Origin of the sequence: Thiomicrorhabdus sp. zzn3, from assembly GCF_029767755.1 — a bacterium.
GTDB lineage: Bacteria > Pseudomonadota > Gammaproteobacteria > Thiomicrospirales > Thiomicrospiraceae > Thiomicrorhabdus.
In genome coordinates this window covers 267351-285521 of record NZ_JARUQS010000002.1, presented here as the reverse complement: position 1 = coordinate 285521, position 18171 = coordinate 267351, and the positions used below count along the sequence as shown (strand labels likewise).

Sequence of the window (18171 nt, the reverse complement as noted above, 5' to 3'; positions counted from 1 at the left end):
CTAAAAATACAAATACTTACGCAATAAAATTTTGTGTATCACCGGTCATGTCTCTGCTAATATTTTAGGCATAACACCCCACCCATCATGGAATAAAAAAGAGGAAAACACCATGAAAAAACTGATCGCCCTGTTTGCCCCTGCTCTGCTTGGCAGTTACTTGCTCGCAGCCGCTCCAGCACAAGCTGCGGAAAAAAAAGAGATTAAACAGACCTACAACGGCCTGACGGTCAACGCCAATTTGATGATGGCTGACGGCAAAGGCTATGGTGACGACATGGTGCTGCTGACGCACGGCACCCTGACCCACAAAGACCGCTCCACCTACGCCCAGCTGCAAAAAAACCTCGCCGCGCAGGGTGTCAGCTCGCTCGCGATCAACCTCTCTTTGGGTCTGAATGACCGTCACGGCGAATACGACTGCGCGGTGCCGCATACCCACAAGCATACCGATGCGCTGAAAGAGATCGACTTCTGGTTAAACTGGCTTAAATCTCAGGGCTCTGAGCAAGTCACCTTGATGGGCCACTCCCGCGGCGGCAACCAAACCGCCTGGTATGCGGTGGAACACGACAGCAATGCGATAAAAAACGTGGTACTGATTGCGCCGGCCACCGGCGAACAGCAGTCCGCGGCTGAGTATGAAGAGAAATACGGCAAACCGCTACAACCGATTCTGGATAACGCCAACAAAATGGTGGCCGCAGGCAAGGGCGACACCATGATGAAAGACGTTGATTTCATCTACTGTAAACAAACCCAAGTCACCGCCGCCGCCTTTGCCGACTACTATAACGTCAAACCACAATTTGACACGCCAACGCTGCTGAAAGCAGTGAAAAAACCGACTTTGGTGGTGATGGGCAGCGCGGATACCGCCGTACCGAATTTACCGGAAAAAATCCAGCCATTGGCGGATGCCGGTAAGGTACAGACGCTGACATTGGAAGACGCGGATCACTTCTTCCTGGATTTTGCCAATGAAGACCTCGCTGCCGCCGCCGCCGAGTTTATGGCGCAAGAATAAACCATTGAGCAGGTTGTTTTCGGCACTTCTGCCGAGAAACCGAAACTAAAAAGCCCGTATAAAACGGGCTTTTTTATGTCTGAAGCACGCCTTTTGAACAGGCCTGTTCGATTTCGTTTAGCTCCAAAAAGGACCGGAAGCGCCGATCACCGCTTCCGATACTCCCAAAAACAGGTTCAGGGCAATAATCGGACGCATTTGCTTATTCATCACCTGTCCCGCTTCAACAAAGTCGTAGCTGAGCACCAGGTTCTTAAAGCGGGCAAACGGCACAAAATACAACCAGGCAAACAGAAAAATCATCACCCAGCCAATCAAATGCATCACATGTAGATAAAAAGGCGCCGCTTCAAACCCGCCGAAACGCACCATCCAATCCCAATACCCGGACACAACCAACACCAGAATGAATCCCCAGACCCAGGGAAAAAAACGGTTGAACACCCCCATCCACAGAGATAACCTTTCAGAAGGCTCCAATTGCATGGCGGCGGGACGCAAGACTCGATAGGCTAAAAAAATGCCACCTATCCATAACACCGCGGTAACGGTATGCAGGGAGGTGGCCACTAAGGTTGACAGATTCATAGACAATTCTCTTGATGTTGGCGTGTGGCGTAAAATGAAGGAGAAGGGGCTTTAATCAAGGCCCGCTCTAAACTTACATTCTGCATACCGCGCGCTGCAAGTCAAAAACAACGATTGTCTGCCTTTTTACAAAATTCTACAGACTCCCTTTCCTGCGACCCACCCACTTGTCTATCTGACAAATGGATACGCCTTCTACCAAGCCTTGTAGGGCAGGAACTTACCGTTCATGGTCACCACCACGCGATCACCCGCCGGGTTCTCTTCCTTATCAATATCCATCGAGAAATCGATGGCGCTCATAATGCCGTCACCGAACTTTTCATGAATCAGTTCTTTCATGGTCGGCCCATAAACCCCAACGATTTCATACAGACGATAGATCAACGGATCGGTCGGTACCGCCTTCTCCCAGCTCTTATGCGGGAACGCTTGCAATGCCGTAGAGACTTCGCTGTCTAAACCTAAAAAGGCACACAGCTTTTCTGCGGCTTCCACTTTCAGACTGTTCATGCCTAAACAAGCGGAAGTGGTAAAGACTTCACTCAATCCGACCGCTTCGGCAATGCTCTGCCAGCTCGCTCCTTTTTCGGCTTTGGCCAAAATAATGGCTTCGGTCATTTCTACTTTGGACATCATCTCTTTTTCCCCTTATTCCTTTTCTTTCCTTTAGCGTGCAAAACTGACCGTCGTCGGCTGACGATTCGGATCAATCTCTTCCTGGTCCCTGGCGTACTCTTTAGAGCGATTAACCAGGAAATCGACTAAATGGTTACGAATTTTATAATAGTCATCATGGTGAATGACTTCGGTACGCTTCCGTGGTCGGGGGATCGACACCTCTACCGACTCCGCAATTTGCGCTTTCGGACCGTTAGACATCAGCAGAATCCGGTCGGAAAGCAGAATCGCCTCATCCACATCGTGGGTAATCATAAAAACGGTTTGCTTGGATTCACTCCAGATCTTAATCAACTCTTCCTGAATCACGCCCCGGGTCAAGGCATCCAGCGCGCCAAACGGTTCATCCATCAGCAGCATCTGCGGTTGAGTGGCAAAGGCACGGGCAATACTCACGCGCTGGCGCATTCCGCCGGACAACTCCGACGGCTTGCGGTGCTCTGCGCCTTTAAGGCCGACCAGATCCAAATATTTCATACTGTGTTCGACCACCTGGTCCTTGCTCCATTGCGGCCAGCGTGCCTGAACCGCAAAAGTGATGTTTTGCAGCGCCGTACGCCAAGGAAGCAGGCTGTAGTTCTGGAAGACCACACCACGTTCCAAGCTGGGACCCGATACCTCTTTGCCATCCATAATGACGACGCCGTCGCTGGCTTCGTCCAAGCCGGCCAAAATATTCAAAATCGTTGATTTACCGCAGCCCGAGTGACCGATCACACAGACAAACTCCCCCTTTTCAATCTGGAAATTGGCGTGCTCAAAAATCACCGCTTCCGGGTGTTTGCCTTTACCCGGATAGCTTTTCTTCAAACCTTGTACTTCTAAAAAATGCGCTGTCATTCAACCTCCTATTCCCGATACTCGATCCAGCGGGCCGCACCCCCTAAAATAAGGTCAAGCAGCATCCCCACGACCCCGATCATCAGAATCGAGAAAATCACACTGGCCAGGTTTAGGTTGTTCCACTCATTCCACACGTAATAGCCGATTCCGGTTCCCCCCACCAACATCTCTGCAGCCACGATCACCAACCAGGCAATCCCGATGGAAATACGCATCCCCGTCAGAATGGTCGGCGCGGCAGCCGGCAGCACCACATACCACGCGGTTTTAAGGGCGCTTAACTCATGCGTCTTCGCGACATTGATCCAATCTTTGCGGACATTAGCGACACCGAAAGCGGTGTTCAGCAACATCGGCCAAATGGAACAGATGAAGATAACGAAAATCGCTGACAGCTCGGAATCCTTGATCACAAACAGCGCCAAAGGCATCCAAGCCAGTGGCGAGATCGGTCTTAATACCTGAATATACGGGTTCAAGGCGTTATACATCACCGGTGACATGCCAATCAAAAATCCGACCGGAATGGCAATGAGTGCGGCTAGCAAAAAGCCCATTAACACCCGGTAAATGGAATACCCCAACTGAATGCCGATCCCCTTATCATTCGGGCCTGCGTCATAAAACGGGTCACTCAATTCTTCGTAACCCAATTTAATGATTTCGGAAGGTGGCGGCACTCTCGCTTCTTGAGAGGCACCACCCATCAGCATTTCGTATTCTGTCAGCGGCTTGGTATCGGCCGGGATTTGGTTCATCCATTCCCAGCCCCCTAACAAGATCACCAACAGAACCAGAGAGACCAGTGTCGACTTGAGTCTCAATGCCTTAGACATAAATTTCCCCTTGTCTCCTATCTACGGATTGTAAAACTGTTCAAATACTCTTCTGGTTTGGTGTAGTCGAACTCTTTACCCATGATGGTGTAGTTTTCATAGGTTTTATCCGGAGGGGTATAGCCCAGCTCTTTCATCACCGCACCGGTTTCAGAGGCCAGATACACTTCTTCAGCGATCTTGTTGTAGTCGATATCGCCTTTGATATAACCCCAGCGCTTCATCTGCGTCAGAATCCACACACCCATCGAATGCCAGGGGAACGGGTCGAAATCGATACGGTCCGGTACATCTTGTACCCCGCCCAAACCGTCTGCATAGCGCCCAGTCAGAACCTGCTGTACCACCGGCACCGGCTGGTTCAGATAGTTCTTCGGTGAGATCGCTTCGGCAATTTCTTTACGGTTTTCCGCCTTGGCCGAGTACTCCGTCGCATCAATGATCGAGCGCAACAACGCGCCGTAGGTATTTGGGTTTTCCACCGCAAACTCTTTAGAACAGGCAAAAGCACAGCATGGATGGCCTTCCCAAATGTCTTTGGTCAAAGTGTGGATGAAACCGACTTTTTCCCAAACCGCACGCTGATTGAATGGATCCGGAGACAGATAACCGTCCAGGTTACCCGCTCTCAAGTTCGCAACCATCTCTGGTGGCGGAACCACACGAATCTGAATATCCTTGTCTGGATCCAAACCGTGCTCGGCCACGTAATAACGCAACAGGAAGTTATGCATGGAATACTCGAACGGCACACCGAATTTGAAACCTTTCCACTGTTTTGGATCGCGTTTGTCTTTGTGATCGTTATGCAACACAATCGCCTGACCGTTGATGTTTTCAACCGTCGGCATAATGAATGGTTTTGCCGTCGAACCCGCACCCATCGACATCGCCAATGGCATTGGGGTCAACATGTGCGACGCGTCATACTCTTTGGCCAGCGACTTATCACGCGCCACCGCCCAACCGGCGGTTTTAATGACGTCAACGTCCAGACCGTAACGCTCATAGAAGCCCATTGGGTGCGCCATGATGATCGGCGTTGCACAGGTAATCGGCACAAAACCGATGTTGAGTTTGCTCTTTTCCAGCTTGCCAAGACCCATCGTCTCTTTAATGGCGGCCTTCGCTTCCGCCATCGGGAACACGCTGCCCAATACCGCTGCCGCAGTACCGCCACCAATCATGCTCAGGAACGAACGACGGCTCATTTCGTTATGACCGAACACCGAACGCACCACCGCACTCTCAATCGCACGGTCCATAATCGCTTCATTCGAATCCAACGCCGAATCCATCGTGGCATCCATATGTGCCGTTTTCGCACTCATTCCAGACTCGTAAACGGATTTTTCAATCGCTTCCTGTTTTTGGGATTCCGACAAATGCGCCGACTGCTTTTCGGTTTTACAAATCGGACAGTCACAGTCTGACTTATGCAGCAGACTCTTATTAGGATCAAACGGATCGCTTAAGCTTTTAAAAGACATCTCAACACCTCGCACAGTTTAGGTTAGAACTTGATCAAAATCAGTGCAGCAAACACACATCTCATTTCGCAGACCATCAAATCTCTTTCCTAAAGAGCAGCGTGTATGCCAGTCGCCTAATGCAAATACAACACGTTGTTTTACATCAATATTTTAAGAAAAACACCCCTCCCAACGCGCCACAACTTTTCGGATTAATACTAAATTTCGTACCTATGCCTACGAATCTTCGTAGGCAGTTGGTTCGGTTTTTGTTTTAACCTCAAAACTCACCGTTCCAAATAGGAAACATGATGAATATTTTCTCTGACCTCTTTAGGCATAACAGCGAAGCAATGCTGATTGTTTCGCCGTTTGAGAACCGAATTATTCAAGCCAATAAAGCCGCCGCTTCACTCTTCGGCAAACCCCTTGCCGAACTATTGAGCGTTTCCGTCACCTCGATTTTCAGGCCCAGCCTCTCCAAACTCGTCGTCTTTACCGAAGAAGCACTGGAAACCGGACAGGCCTGGTCGAATGAACTGCAAGCACTCAGTCATCAGACAGTATTGGACATAGAAACCTCTGCCTCCCGCATTCAACAGACAGAATCCCCTGCGGAACCGCTGTTAGGGTTTACCCTGCGCAATAAAAAAACCCTTGAACAGCTCGAACGCCTTGCCGATGCCAACCGCCTGCATCGCGATGGTTTGCAAAAGTGGAAAACGATCGAAAACGTCTTCCGCGAATTCGAACATGAAAACCAGTTGATTCTGCAAGCCGCCGGCGAGGGCATTTACGGCGTGGATACCGATGGCAACACGACCTTCATGAACCCCGCGGCGGAACGCATGCTGGGTTGGAAAGCCAATGAATTGATTGGCAAAAATATGCACGCCATGATTCACCACAGCCATGAAGACGGCAGCGAATACCATGGTCGGGATTGCCATATCTATGCGGCCTTCCGGGATGGCGAAGTACGCCATGTCGAAGATGAATTGTTTTGGCGCAAAGATGGCAACGCCATACAGGTGGAATACACCAGTACCCCCATTGTCGACAACGAGCGTCTGGTCGGCGCGGTGATCATTTTTCGCGACATCAGCGAACGCAAACGCGCCGAGGAACAGCTTCATGCCGCCCTAAAAGAGGTGCAAAGCCTTCAACAGCGCCTGGAATTGGAAAACGCCTATTTGCAGGAAGAGTACCGTGCCGAACACAACTACAAAGAAATCGTCGGCAAAAGCGCGGCCATTCACAAAATCATTCAACAGATTGAGCTGGTTGCCCCCACCGACGCCAACGTCTTCATTCACGGCGAATCCGGCACCGGTAAAGAGTTGATCGCACGCGCCATTCACGAAAGCAGCGGCCGCAAAAACCGCCCGCTAATCCGGGTGAACTGCGCCTCCATTCCGCGTGAACTTTTCGAGAGCGAGTTTTTCGGCCACATTAAAGGTGCCTTTACCGGCGCGGTCAGCGATCGCGCCGGGCGCTTTGAACTGGCCGACGGCGGATCACTGTTTCTCGATGAGGTCGGGGAAATTCCCATGGAACTGCAAAGCAAACTGCTGCGCGTGCTTCAGGAACAGCAGTTTGAACGGGTTGGAGAGTCCAAAACCCGTTCGGTGAATGTGCGCATCATCGCCGCGACCAACCGAGATTTAAAACAGGAAGTACAAAATAAAAACTTCCGCGAGGACCTCTATTTCCGCTTAAATGTGTTCCCGATCGAGTCGAGCCCGCTACGCGAACGGAGCGAAGACATTCCGTTACTTGCAGATCATTTTTTGAAACTGGCGTGCACCAAGTTCAACAAGCCGCCAATGACATTGACGCTGGGAGACATTCAAAAAATGCAGGCTTATAACTGGCCCGGCAACATCCGGGAACTGGTCAATGTGATTGAGCGCGCGGTGATCCTTTCCCACGACACACGCTTGGAACTCAATTTGCCACAAACACGCGAGCTTCCACTCTCCATGAGTGAACAGGCAACAATCTCGATGGACATTCAAACCAAAGAAGATCTGCAAGCATTAGAAAAACGTAACATTATTAATGCCTTAAAACACTGTAACGGCAAAGTATTCGGCAAAGACGGTGCTGCAAGCCTGCTCAACATCAAACCCACTACCTTAAGTTCACGGATTAAGAAGCTGGGAATCAACCGCCATCACTATATTGAGGTGTAACCCGCCAGCAGAGCTGAAGCGGAGAAGTCCCCAAACGGAACAGGCCTGCTCCGTTTGGGAGGTTACCGCACCCAGACAAGATGCGGTGAAAAGGAAAACCATTAAGCGCAATAACGCCTACAGTTCAACGTCGTAATAGATGTTCTGGACATCGTCGACGTTTTCCAGCAGATCGATAAACTTCTCGAACTGTTCCAGGTCTTCACCTTCCAGGGTTTTGAACATCTGAGGAATAAACTGGATTTCGTCCACTTCGAATTCAATGCCGTCAAACGCGTCGGTCAACGCTTGGCGGGTTTTGGCGTATTCCGTATTCGGCGCAAATACGGTAATTTTGCCATCTTCCGCTTCAATGTCACTCACGTCCACATCCGCCATCATCAAGGCTTCCAGTACCGCCTCTTCATCGTCACCGGCAAACACAAAAATCGCGCTGTGGTCAAACATGTGGCTGACGCTGCCTTGCGTACCCAATTTCGCTTTGGCTTTGTTGAACACCCCGCGCAAATCGCCGAAGGTACGGTTAGGGTTATCGGTCAAACACTCTACAATCACCATGGAATTGCCCGGACCGTAGCCTTCATAACGCGCCACCGCAAAATCTTCGCCGCCGCCACCTTTGGCCTTATCAATCGCTTTTTCAATCACGTGCGCCGGCACTTGCTCGCGCTTGGCGCGTTCGATCAATCCGGCCAGCGCCAAATTAGCACTGGTTTCCACGCCGCCGTTTTTGGCGCACATGTAAATTTCTTTACTGTATTTGCTGTAAACCTTGGCCTTCTGATCGGAAGTTTTGGCCATGGACTCTTTACGGTTTTGGAACGCTCTACCCATTTTTGCTACTCGGTTAACCAAAATAAAACAGGGATTTTAACGCATTCAAACGCTATTGGGGATAGCCACTTCTTCTGAAAAGGTTAAAACCATTGAAAAATTGACGTTTTTCTCCAAAAATAACAGGCTAAAAACGCTAGTCAAACCTCTCTAAGAGTCATAAAATTAATTCTTATTCTCAACCCTATTTAACGGACTAATCACCTTATGTTTTCCGTGACCTCATCACGCCCATTTGCACGCCTGTTGCTATTTTTTTCGATCTGGCTAACGGCTTTCATTCTGCCGGCACAGGCCGCCAAGCCGCCGATTGAAATCATCGCCTTTAAAGTGCCTAAAATCGCACAACCTCAGGCCATTCAGGTACTTGGGCAACTTCAAGCCAAGCAGTCGGTTGATCTGACCGCCAATGTCACCGATACCATTCAGGCCATCCACTTTAAAGAGGGGGAAACGGTGCGCCAAAGCCAGCTGCTGGTAGAACTGAATTCCGCCGAAGAACTGGCGCGCTTGGAAGAAGCGAAAGCACTGGCCGAAGAAGCCTGGTTGCAATACAAGCGCGTCAAAGAGGTCGTCGGCCGTGGCTCGGTCACCGAATCAATGGTCGACGAAAAATATCGTGAATGGCAAACTGCGGTGGCTCAGCGTAAAGTGATTCAAGCCCAAGTGGCCGACCGGCGAATCTATGCACCGTTTTCCGGGCAACTCGGATTCACTTCTCTGTCGGTCGGAGCACTTGTGTCACCCGGCACCCAAATTGTCAGCTTGGACAACACTCAGGAGATGAAACTCGATCTCCTGGTACCGGTACGTTTCCTGCAAAACCTCACCCTTGGCCAAACCGTCACTATCCGCAGCAGTGCCTACCCTAATGAGACCTTTCACGGCAAAATCAGCGCCATTTCTCCGCGTGTCGAAGCGAATGTGCGTATGGTCAAGGTACGTGCATTGATCGACAATCCAGACCATCGCCTCAAAACCAATATGTTGGTCGAAGCGGAAATGGCACTGCCCACCGAAGCGCAATTGCACGTGCCGAACAGTGCCGTGCTGATGCTGGGCGACAAAGAATTTATCTACCGCCTGGTTCCATCCAAAGAAAATTCTGGGCTCTATCAGGCACAAAAAGTCGAAGTCACAACCGGACGAATCGGCCCCAACTATACCGAAGTGTTAACCGGCCTGAAGGAAGGCGATTTGGTGGTTAGCCAGGGCGTCATGCGCGTCAACAGCAAACAGCCGATTAAAATCAAGGCGATGCAGGACCAACAATCGCAAGAAACCTTGCTCAAGGCTTCCGACACTCAAACAACGCAGGAGCCTTAAAGCATGTGGTTATCGGATACTTCGGTCAAGCGACCGGTACTGGCCACGGTCGCTTCCTTGTTGCTGCTGGCGTTTGGTCTTATGGCCTTTGATCGCATGAGCCTGCGCGAGTACCCCAATGTCGATGCACCGATCGTCACCATCGACACCGAATATCTCGGCGCCTCGGCGCAGGTGGTGGAAAACCGCATCACCAAACTGATTGAAAACCGCATCTCCGGTATTTCCGGCATTCGCTTTATTGAATCCACCTCCAGCGACGGGCGTTCGCGGATTAAGGTGGAATTTTCTATTGATCGCGACATCGATGCCGCGGCCAACGACATTCGTGACCGGGTGTCACGCATTGCCGACAACCTTCCGGAACAGGCCAAACCGCCTGAAGTGGAAAAGGTGGATGGCGACGAAAGCGTCATCATGTGGTTTAACCTCAACAGTGATCAGATGAGCATTCCTGAACTCACCGACTACGCCGAGCGTTATTTGGTCGATCGCTTTGCGGTGTTGGATGGCGTTGCCCGTGTTCGCGTCGGCGGCGGCCAGTCTTATGCCCTGCGCATCTGGTTGAATCCTCAGCAAATGGCGCTCTACGGCATCAGTGCCCAGGACATTGAAAAACAACTGCGCGCCTCCAATATCGAGTTACCGGTAGGCTCTTTGCAGGGCGAACATATCCTGTTCAGCCTGCAAGCCGACAAACCGCTTAAAACCATTGCCGATTTTGAAAACATGGTCATTAAACAGGACCGTCAAATCGGGCAAGTAACCTTAAGCCAAGTGGCGGAAGTCCGCTTGGGTGCGATTGAACGTCGCCGCCTGTTCCGTGGAAACGGCCAGCCGATGGTCGGCATCGGGATCGTCAAACAATCCAATGCCAACACTCTGACGGTGGCTAAGCTCGCACGTGAACGCCGCGTTCAGATCAATGAAACCCTGCCGGAGGGGCTGCATTTGGCGGAGAGCTTCGACTCCTCGGTATTTGTTGAACAGGCGGTCGACGAGGTTTATAAAACGCTGTTTATCGCCCTTGGCCTGGTTTCGTTGGTAATGCTGGTGTTCTTGAAAAACTGGCGCGCCGCTCTGGTGCCGATGGTGACCCTACCGGTGTCTCTGATCGCCACCTTTGGCGTCTTGTGGATGCTCGGCTTTTCGATCAACCTGCTGACCCTGCTCGCGCTGGTACTGGCCATCGGTCTGGTGGTGGACGATGCCATCGTGGTGCTGGAAAACACCCAGCGCCATCTCGATAAAGGTTATGTACCCATCGCCGCCGCTTATCTGGGCACGCGACAGGTCGGTTTTGCAGTCATTGCCACCACCCTGACGCTGATTGCCGTGTTTCTGCCGATTGCTTTTTTGGAAGGACAGATCGGCCGTCTGTTCTCGGAATTTGCGGTCACCTTGGCGGTCGCGGTGATTTTTTCCAGCTGGGTAGCCCTGACCCTCTCACCTGCGCTAGCGTCAAAAATCCTCAAACCGGCTCGCCAGCTAAAACCGAACCCCTCCCAAAATAAAACCCAAAAAATCGCTAAATCAAGACCATCCTCCCATATCTTTAAGAGAATTTTAATCAAAAACCTGCGCCATCCCTGGGTGGCTGGAATGGCCTTTATCGCCTTGGTCGGTTCGGCCAGCTATTATGCGCAACAGATTCCTCAAGAATATGTGCCTAAAGAGGATCGCGGCGCCTTTTTCGTCATGGTAAAAGGCCCCGAAGGCGCGACCTTTGAATACATGCAAAGCTATATGAATGAAATCGAAGAGCGCTTAATGCCGCTGGTGGAAAACGGGGAGGCGAAACGCCTGCTGATCCGTACACCGCGCTCTTTCGGTAACAGTGAAATCTTTAACAGCGGTTTTGTGATTGTCGTCCTTGAGGATTGGGCCAAACGCCGTTCCGCTTATGTGATTATGGACGAAGTACGTGAAAAACTGGCTGATCTCACCGGAGTCAAAGCGGTTCCGGTCATGCGTTCGCCGATTGGCGGGCGCATCCAAAAACCGGTGCAGTTTGTCATCGGCGGCTCCAGCTACCAACAATTGGAACAGTGGCAAGTATTGATGGATCAGGCGATTGCCGACAGCAATCCAGGCCTGACGGGAATGGATTGGGATTACGAACCTAATAAACCGCAGCTACGTCTCAGAGTGGATTACGCCAAAGCGAAAGCCTTGGGCATCTCCCACGAAAACCTGACCGAAACCTTGCAGATACTCCTCGGCAGTAAGCGCATCACCACCTACCAGCATCAGGGTGAGGAGTACGACATTCTGGTCAAGGCGGATCACCAGTGGTTCCGGTCACCGCAAGACTTGGAACAGATCTATCTGCGTTCCGACGACACGCAACAGATGATTCCTCTGTCGGCGATTACCGAATGGACGACGGCTGGTGTCGCCTCCAGTCTTAACCGCTACAACCGGGTACGCTCGATGACGCTGTCTGCAAAACTGAATGATTCCTTGTCGCTTGGAGAGGCCTTGGATTACCTAAACCAACTGACCCGTGCCACCCTGCCTGAAGAAGCGATTATCGACTACAAGGGGCAGTCGCGTGACTTCCAGACGGCGTCGAGTTCGTTTTATTTTGTGTTTCTGTTTGCCATCGTGGTGATTTTCCTGGTACTGGGAGCACAATTTGAAAGCTTTATTCATCCATTGGTCATTCTGTTTACCGTGCCTCTGGCCCTGGCTGGCGGGCTGTTTGCGCTGCTGGGCTACGGCATGACGCTGAACATCTACAGCCAGATTGCACTGGTGCTCCTGCTCGGTTTGGCCACCAAAAACGGCATCCTGATCGTCGAATTCACCAACCAGCTGCGCGATCGCGGCCTGCCGCTGTATCATGCACTGGTCAGCGCCACTCAGCTGCGCTTACGCCCGATTATTATGACGGCGGTCACCACCATCGCCGGGACCGTGCCGCTGATTTTATCGAGCGGTGCCGGCGCGGAAACCCGTTACATTATCGGTATCGTACTGTTCTGGGGCGTGGCCTTCTCGACCCTGCTCAGCCTGTTTGTGATTCCAGCCGTGTATGCCCTGCTTGCAAAACGCAGCGGCTCGCCGTTAGCCAACACCCATCGACTGGAAGCCGCTTTGAAAACACCTCCGGCAAAGTGAACAGGCCTGGTCAGTTTAACGCTGGCCACGGGTTTACAGTGAAAATGGGAGTCGTTATAGTGGCGTATAGATATTACCTTTTAACCTTAAGACAGGCTTGTTATGGTCAGAGTTCTCGGCGCTGCTGGCAGCCTCGACAAACATCGCGGTTGCACCTCTTTTCTACTAAATGGGCGGTTGCTGATTGACGCCGGCAATGTGATGCGTGAACTCGGTGAAGAGAGTAACGCCATCGAGCACGTTTTTCTGACCCACGCCCACTTCGACCATATTCTGGATCTGCCGTTTCTGATTGAAACCCATTTTGAAAAACGCGCCGTGCCGCTCAAGGTCTATGCACTGCCCGAAACCATCAAAGCGCTGGAAGAGAACCTGTTCAACGATGTTGTGTGGCCCCGGTTTCAGGCCATTGAGCACCCGCTGCAAAAACAGCCCATGCTCTCATTCGTTACACTGGAATATGAACAGCCGATTGGCATAGACGACTTGGAACTGACGCCCATTCCGGCTAACCATTGTGCCGGGGCCTGTGGCTTCTTGGTTCGCCGTGAGAAACAGAGCTGGTTGTTTTCAGGAGACACCGCGCTGACGCCGCAATTGGTCGATCGCATTAACGCCGACCCGCAGTTACACAATATCGTCATCGAAACCTCATTTCCTTCCTATATGGAAACCCTGGCCGAACACAGCCATCATCTGACACCACGGAAACTCACTGAACTGCTTAACCAACTTAATCATCCAGTGAAACTCTATCCATACCACCTTAAACCGGCCTATGAAACGCAGATTATCGACGAACTCAACCACCGCCAGCTCAAACCCTTTATTGGTAAAATTCTGCAGTCGGGAGACTGCTTGGACCTGTTTGGTTCTGATCCTGTCGTCACCCAAAAGCGTTGCGCGCACCACGAAAATGACGAAGCCCAGCAACTGAAATCTCTGTTAAGTATCGCTCAGGCTCTATCGGCGGAAACCAGCGTCGATGATCTAATGGTGATGATTCTTGAGCAGGCGATGGCCTTTTCACATGCCGATGCCGGCACCCTGTATCGTATTTCCGACGATCAACAATCCTTACTGTTCGAAGTCGTCATCAACCGCACGCTGAACATCCGCAAAGCGCGTACCGATAAAGTTAAAGAGTGGGAGAGCTTACCGCTCTATTTAGAAAACGGCAGTCCTAATACCAAGATGGTCGCCGCTCTGTGCGCCCTGAACAAAAAACCGATCAATCTGGAAAACATCTACGATTCACCACACTTTGACTTCAGCGGAGCCAAAGAGTTTGACCAAAAAACCGGTTATGAATCACGTTCCATGTTGGTGATTCCGCTGTTGGATCGCGAACAAAAACTGCTGGGCGTCTTGCAGTTGATCAACAAGCAGGACGTAGCTGGGCACACGGTGCCCTTTAGAGAAAAAGATCTGCAAAATGCGTTGGCGCTTGCCTCTCAAGCGGCCATTTCACTCGCCAACAGCCTGTTAATCCAGGAAATGGAACGCCTGTTTGAATCCTTTATCGCGACGATTGCCAAAGTCACCGATGAAAAATGCACCTTTACCGGTAATCACGTGCGCCAAGTATCCGAACTGGCGATGATTATTGCCGAAGCAATCGATCGTGACCGCACCACCTATCCCGAGGTGCATTACGATGCCGAAGAGTTGCAAACCATTAAAATGGCGGCACTGCTGCACGATGTCGGCAAAATCGCCACGCCCGAGTTTGTCATGCAAAAAGCCAGCAAATTGGAAAAAGTATGCGATCGGATTGAGATGATCGGAGATCGAATCGAGGTACTGAAACGCGACCAAACCATTCAGCATCTTAGGCAAGCTCTGCAAGAGGCGATTGGCAAGGAACAGTACACAAAAATGGAACAGGCCTGGTCGGAATCCCCGCAACAGCTGGATGACGATTATCAGTTCTTGAAACGCATCAACACCGGCAATGACCTCCTAACCGATGAAGAGTTAGAGCATATTCAACGGCTTGCCGAATTGCGCTATGACAAGGCCGGCCAGCCTTCGCCCCTGCTGCAAGAGGATGAAGTGCTCAATCTCAGCATCCGCAGTGGCACCCTCAACAGCATGGAACGCGAAAAAATCATGGATCATGCGCGCATCTCTCTGGAAATCCTGCAAACGCTGCCGTTTCCGGACAAATACAGTCGCATTATCGATATTGCCGCCAATCACCACGAAAAACTCGACGGATCCGGCTATCCGCGCGGCTTGAAAGCCGAACAGTTAACCCTGGAGGACCGCATTCTGATTCTCGCCGATCTCTATGAAGCCCTCTCCGCCCAAGACCGCCCCTATAAGGAGCCGCATTCGCTTTCAGAAATTTTCAGAATTCTCTCTTCCATGAGTCAGGCGGGACTGATTGACGCAACCCTGCTGAAGTTCTTTATTGAAAGCGGCGCTTACAAAGCCTATAACCGTTTTTTAAAACCGGGGCAGATTGACGATAACGAACTGCCGTCCATGCAATAAAACGCCTTATAGTTGACAACATCACTTGGTTTTTACTAAGCTTAAAACAGATTTAAACTTCGATTGTCATAATTTATAAGACGATGTCTCCGATGAAACGTGTGCTTTTTATGTTTTTTGCGCTATTGATTTCTATTCGGCCGGCGCTGGCTGAAGGCATCATGTTGCACGTTACAGAGCCGCATCAAAAACACCATTCTCAGCACGTTGACGAGGTCCGCGTCATGGATCACGCTCTGGCAATGCAGCACCAGTTGCACCATCCACACCAAATGGCTAACACCCAGCATCACGATTCTAGCGAAATGGCGTGCTGTGATTCCGCTTTCTCATTGTTGCATCAGTGTGACGGCCACTGCGGCGAAGGCCATTGTGTCGTCATTTCCGCCGCACCGATGATGGCCTACTTAAATAGCGTACAGATTTCTCCGATGCTGCTTAGCCAAGCACAACCTACTTCACACGACGCCATTACCGAGCGCCCGGTTCCTCCGGAGTTACGTCCCCCTCTGTACCCACTCCTGTCTGTTTAACAATCTAAGGCTTGCATCCGGTTAATCACGGATTCAACAGGCCTGTTCAGGAATTCTCGAACGCTTCACAAAGTCACTATCCAGCCAACGTTTGTGCCGTTTCTGGGATTTCCTGATGGCGTATTTAATTCAGGAGTATCAAAGATGAAATTACCATTTTCAAAGATGGGTGAAGAGGCCCGTCTGTCTCGCCGCACCTTTATAAAAGGGGCCGTTGCCGGCTCTGCTTTAGCTGCAGTCAATCTGAAAACCGCCCTGGCAGCCATGCCTGATTCCATTCCACAAGCCTCCAGCCCTCAGGTTCTGAGTGGAACGGAATTCCATCTGGACATCGTGGAAGCCCAGGTCAATTTTACCGGCCAACCGCAGATCGCCACCACCGTCAATGGCATGCTGCCCAGTCCAACACTCATGTGGCAAGAAGGGGACGAAATTACCCTGCATGTCACCAACCATCTCCAGGAAGACAGTTCAATTCACTGGCACGGCATTATTCTGCCGTTTGAGATGGACGGCGTTCCCGGACTGACTTTTGACGGCATTAAACCGGGTGAAACCTTTACCTACCGCTTTAAAGTGCAACAACACGGCACCTACTGGTATCACAGCCATTCCGGCTTTCAGGAGCAAACCGGCATGTATGGGGCCATCGTCATTGTGCCCAAAGAATCGGACCCCTATGAATATCAACGGGACTATGTCATCCAGCTTTCCGACTGGAGTGACGAAGATCCGCACACCATCCAGGCTAAACTGAAAAAAATGCCGGCTTACTACAACTTCAAACAGAGAACCTTGGGAGATTTTTTCGGTGAAGTCAGTCAAAAAGGCTTTATACAGGCCTTTAACGACCGAAAAATGTGGAATGAGATGGCAATGTCTGACCGTGATCTCTCTGACGTCACCGGTTATACCTACACCTTTTTGATGAACGGCATCAGCCCCGCCACCCACTGGAGAGGCCTGTTCAAAAAAGGGGAAAAAATCCGTCTCAGGTTTATCAACAGTTCGGCGATGACCTTTTTTGACGTGCGCATTCCCGGACTCAAAATGACCGTGATTGCGGCTGACGGCAATCTGGTTCAACCGGTAGAGATCGACGAATTCCGCATCGGTGTCGCCGAAACCTACGATGTTCTGGTAGAACCACAGGACCAAAGCGCTTACTGCCTATTTGCGCAGGCCATTGACCGTTCCGGTTACGCCGTAGGCAGCCTGACCACCGACACCGCTATCACCGCCGAGATTCCGGAGATGGACCCCCTGCCAATTCTGACCCACGCCGATATGGGCATGGGCATGGGCGGCCATCATATGGGCCACATGTCGCATGATGAGGCCATGCAAGACGACATGATGGATAGGCGCCTGTCAGCCATGGACCATTCCGCACACGACGACGTGGCCATGTCGAATGACGGGCCACAAATGGATCATACCGCGCACGTCGAGATGAATATGTCCGATACGACACCAACCATGGATCAACCAATGGACCACTCCATGCATTCCGGTCACGCTAATATGAACCACACAATGGACTCGATGAGTGACCCCGACTTCCCTGTGGACGACGTGATGTCTAGCGACAATATGAACGGTACCGGTATGGATGCCGAAACCCACCTTGCCATGGGACACGATTCCCACGCTATGACGATGGTGGATGCGAACACCTTGCCGCAAAATTGGCCGGTCGAAGAAGCGCAAGTCAAATGGGGCGCGCACACCAACATGCGGGCCGAAAGTCCGCAATACCGTCTCTCCGATCCCGGTGTCGGGTTGCGCAATAACGGACGCAAGGTGCTCACCTATGCGGATCTGAAAAATCTCTACACCACACGCCATGACCCGCAGCCGGATCGGGAAATTGTGATGCATCTCACCGGCAATATGGAACGCTATATGTGGTCAATTGACGGCGTACCCTATTCTGAAGCAGAACCGATGCATTTCAAGTACGGCGAACGGATCCGTATCACCTTTATAAACAACACCATGATGAATCATCCGATGCACCTGCACGGCATGTGGAGCGACTTGGAAAGCGGTGATCTGAACTATCTGCCGCGCAAACACACCGTGATTGTCCAACCGGGTTCCAAAATCAGCTATCGCGTGACCGTGGACGCCAAAGGCGTCTGGGCCTACCACTGCCATATGCTGTTCCACATGTCCGGCATGTTCCGCAAAGTGATTGTGGCTTAACCAAAA

At 51.2% G+C, this 18171-nt stretch carries 13 protein-coding genes; 7 read left to right on the top strand and 6 right to left on the bottom strand.

Translation table 11 applies throughout. The annotated features are described in order from the left end of the window. The first annotated feature begins 112 nt into the window (after positions 1–112). The gene (locus tag QCB44_RS08960; RefSeq protein ID WP_279409550.1) at positions 113–1027 is read left to right on the top strand and encodes an alpha/beta hydrolase; all 915 of its coding nucleotides are present in this window, start codon (positions 113–115) and stop codon (positions 1025–1027) included. Between the two features lie 117 nt (positions 1028–1144). Here the strand turns inward: QCB44_RS08960 and QCB44_RS08955 are convergent, their stop codons facing one another. The 5 genes from QCB44_RS08955 to QCB44_RS08935 form a co-directional block, all read right to left on the bottom strand. Further along, entirely contained in the window at positions 1145–1615 is a 471-nt protein-coding gene (locus QCB44_RS08955; protein WP_279409548.1) for a CopD family protein, read from the bottom strand. Between the two features lie 195 nt (positions 1616–1810). Beyond that, positions 1811–2254: a cyanase gene (gene cynS, locus QCB44_RS08950; protein ID WP_279409546.1), complete on the bottom strand. Its 444-nt coding sequence runs from the start codon at positions 2252–2254 to the stop codon at positions 1811–1813. Between the two features lie 30 nt (positions 2255–2284). Beyond that, positions 2285–3136 carry an ABC transporter ATP-binding protein gene (locus QCB44_RS08945; protein ID WP_279409545.1) on the bottom strand — a complete coding sequence of 284 codons (852 nt, stop codon included), beginning with the start codon at positions 3134–3136 and terminating at the stop codon, positions 2285–2287. An 8-nt stretch (positions 3137–3144) separates the two neighbouring features. After that, positions 3145–3975, bottom strand: a complete 831-nt coding sequence (gene ntrB / locus QCB44_RS08940; RefSeq protein ID WP_279409543.1) for a nitrate ABC transporter permease — start codon at positions 3973–3975, stop codon at positions 3145–3147. 17 nt (positions 3976–3992) lie between these two features. Then, positions 3993–5465 (bottom strand): CmpA/NrtA family ABC transporter substrate-binding protein, encoded by a 1473-nt coding sequence (locus QCB44_RS08935; protein WP_279409542.1) that lies wholly within the window; start codon positions 5463–5465, stop codon positions 3993–3995. Between the two features lie 293 nt (positions 5466–5758). Between QCB44_RS08935 and QCB44_RS08930 the strand changes: the two genes are divergently transcribed. Further along, positions 5759–7642 (top strand): sigma 54-interacting transcriptional regulator, encoded by a 1884-nt coding sequence (locus tag QCB44_RS08930; protein ID WP_279409540.1) that lies wholly within the window; start codon positions 5759–5761, stop codon positions 7640–7642. A 117-nt stretch (positions 7643–7759) separates the two neighbouring features. On the opposite strand, the gene QCB44_RS08925 is transcribed toward QCB44_RS08930, so the two are convergent. Continuing rightward, positions 7760–8476, bottom strand: a complete 717-nt coding sequence (locus QCB44_RS08925; protein ID WP_279409538.1) for a YebC/PmpR family DNA-binding transcriptional regulator — start codon at positions 8474–8476, stop codon at positions 7760–7762. A gap of 207 nt (positions 8477–8683) precedes the next feature. Here QCB44_RS08925 and QCB44_RS08920 point away from each other — a divergent pair, with 207 nt between their 5' ends. The 5 genes from QCB44_RS08920 to QCB44_RS08900 all read left to right on the top strand — a co-directional run bounded on the left by QCB44_RS08920 (position 8684) and on the right by QCB44_RS08900 (position 18165). Continuing rightward, positions 8684–9802 carry an efflux RND transporter periplasmic adaptor subunit gene (locus tag QCB44_RS08920; RefSeq protein WP_279409537.1) on the top strand — a complete coding sequence of 373 codons (1119 nt, stop codon included), beginning with the start codon at positions 8684–8686 and terminating at the stop codon, positions 9800–9802. A 3-nt stretch (positions 9803–9805) separates the two neighbouring features. Next, positions 9806–12925 (top strand): efflux RND transporter permease subunit, encoded by a 3120-nt coding sequence (locus QCB44_RS08915; RefSeq protein WP_279409536.1) that lies wholly within the window; start codon positions 9806–9808, stop codon positions 12923–12925. A gap of 102 nt (positions 12926–13027) precedes the next feature. Further along, positions 13028–15424 carry an HD domain-containing phosphohydrolase gene (locus tag QCB44_RS08910; RefSeq protein WP_279409535.1) on the top strand — a complete coding sequence of 799 codons (2397 nt, stop codon included), beginning with the start codon at positions 13028–13030 and terminating at the stop codon, positions 15422–15424. A 92-nt stretch (positions 15425–15516) separates the two neighbouring features. After that, positions 15517–15957: a hypothetical protein gene (locus tag QCB44_RS08905; RefSeq protein ID WP_279409533.1), complete on the top strand. Its 441-nt coding sequence runs from the start codon at positions 15517–15519 to the stop codon at positions 15955–15957. 144 nt (positions 15958–16101) lie between these two features. After that, entirely contained in the window at positions 16102–18165 is a 2064-nt protein-coding gene (locus tag QCB44_RS08900; RefSeq protein ID WP_279409531.1) for a copper resistance system multicopper oxidase, read from the top strand. Positions 18166–18171 lie beyond the last annotated feature (6 nt).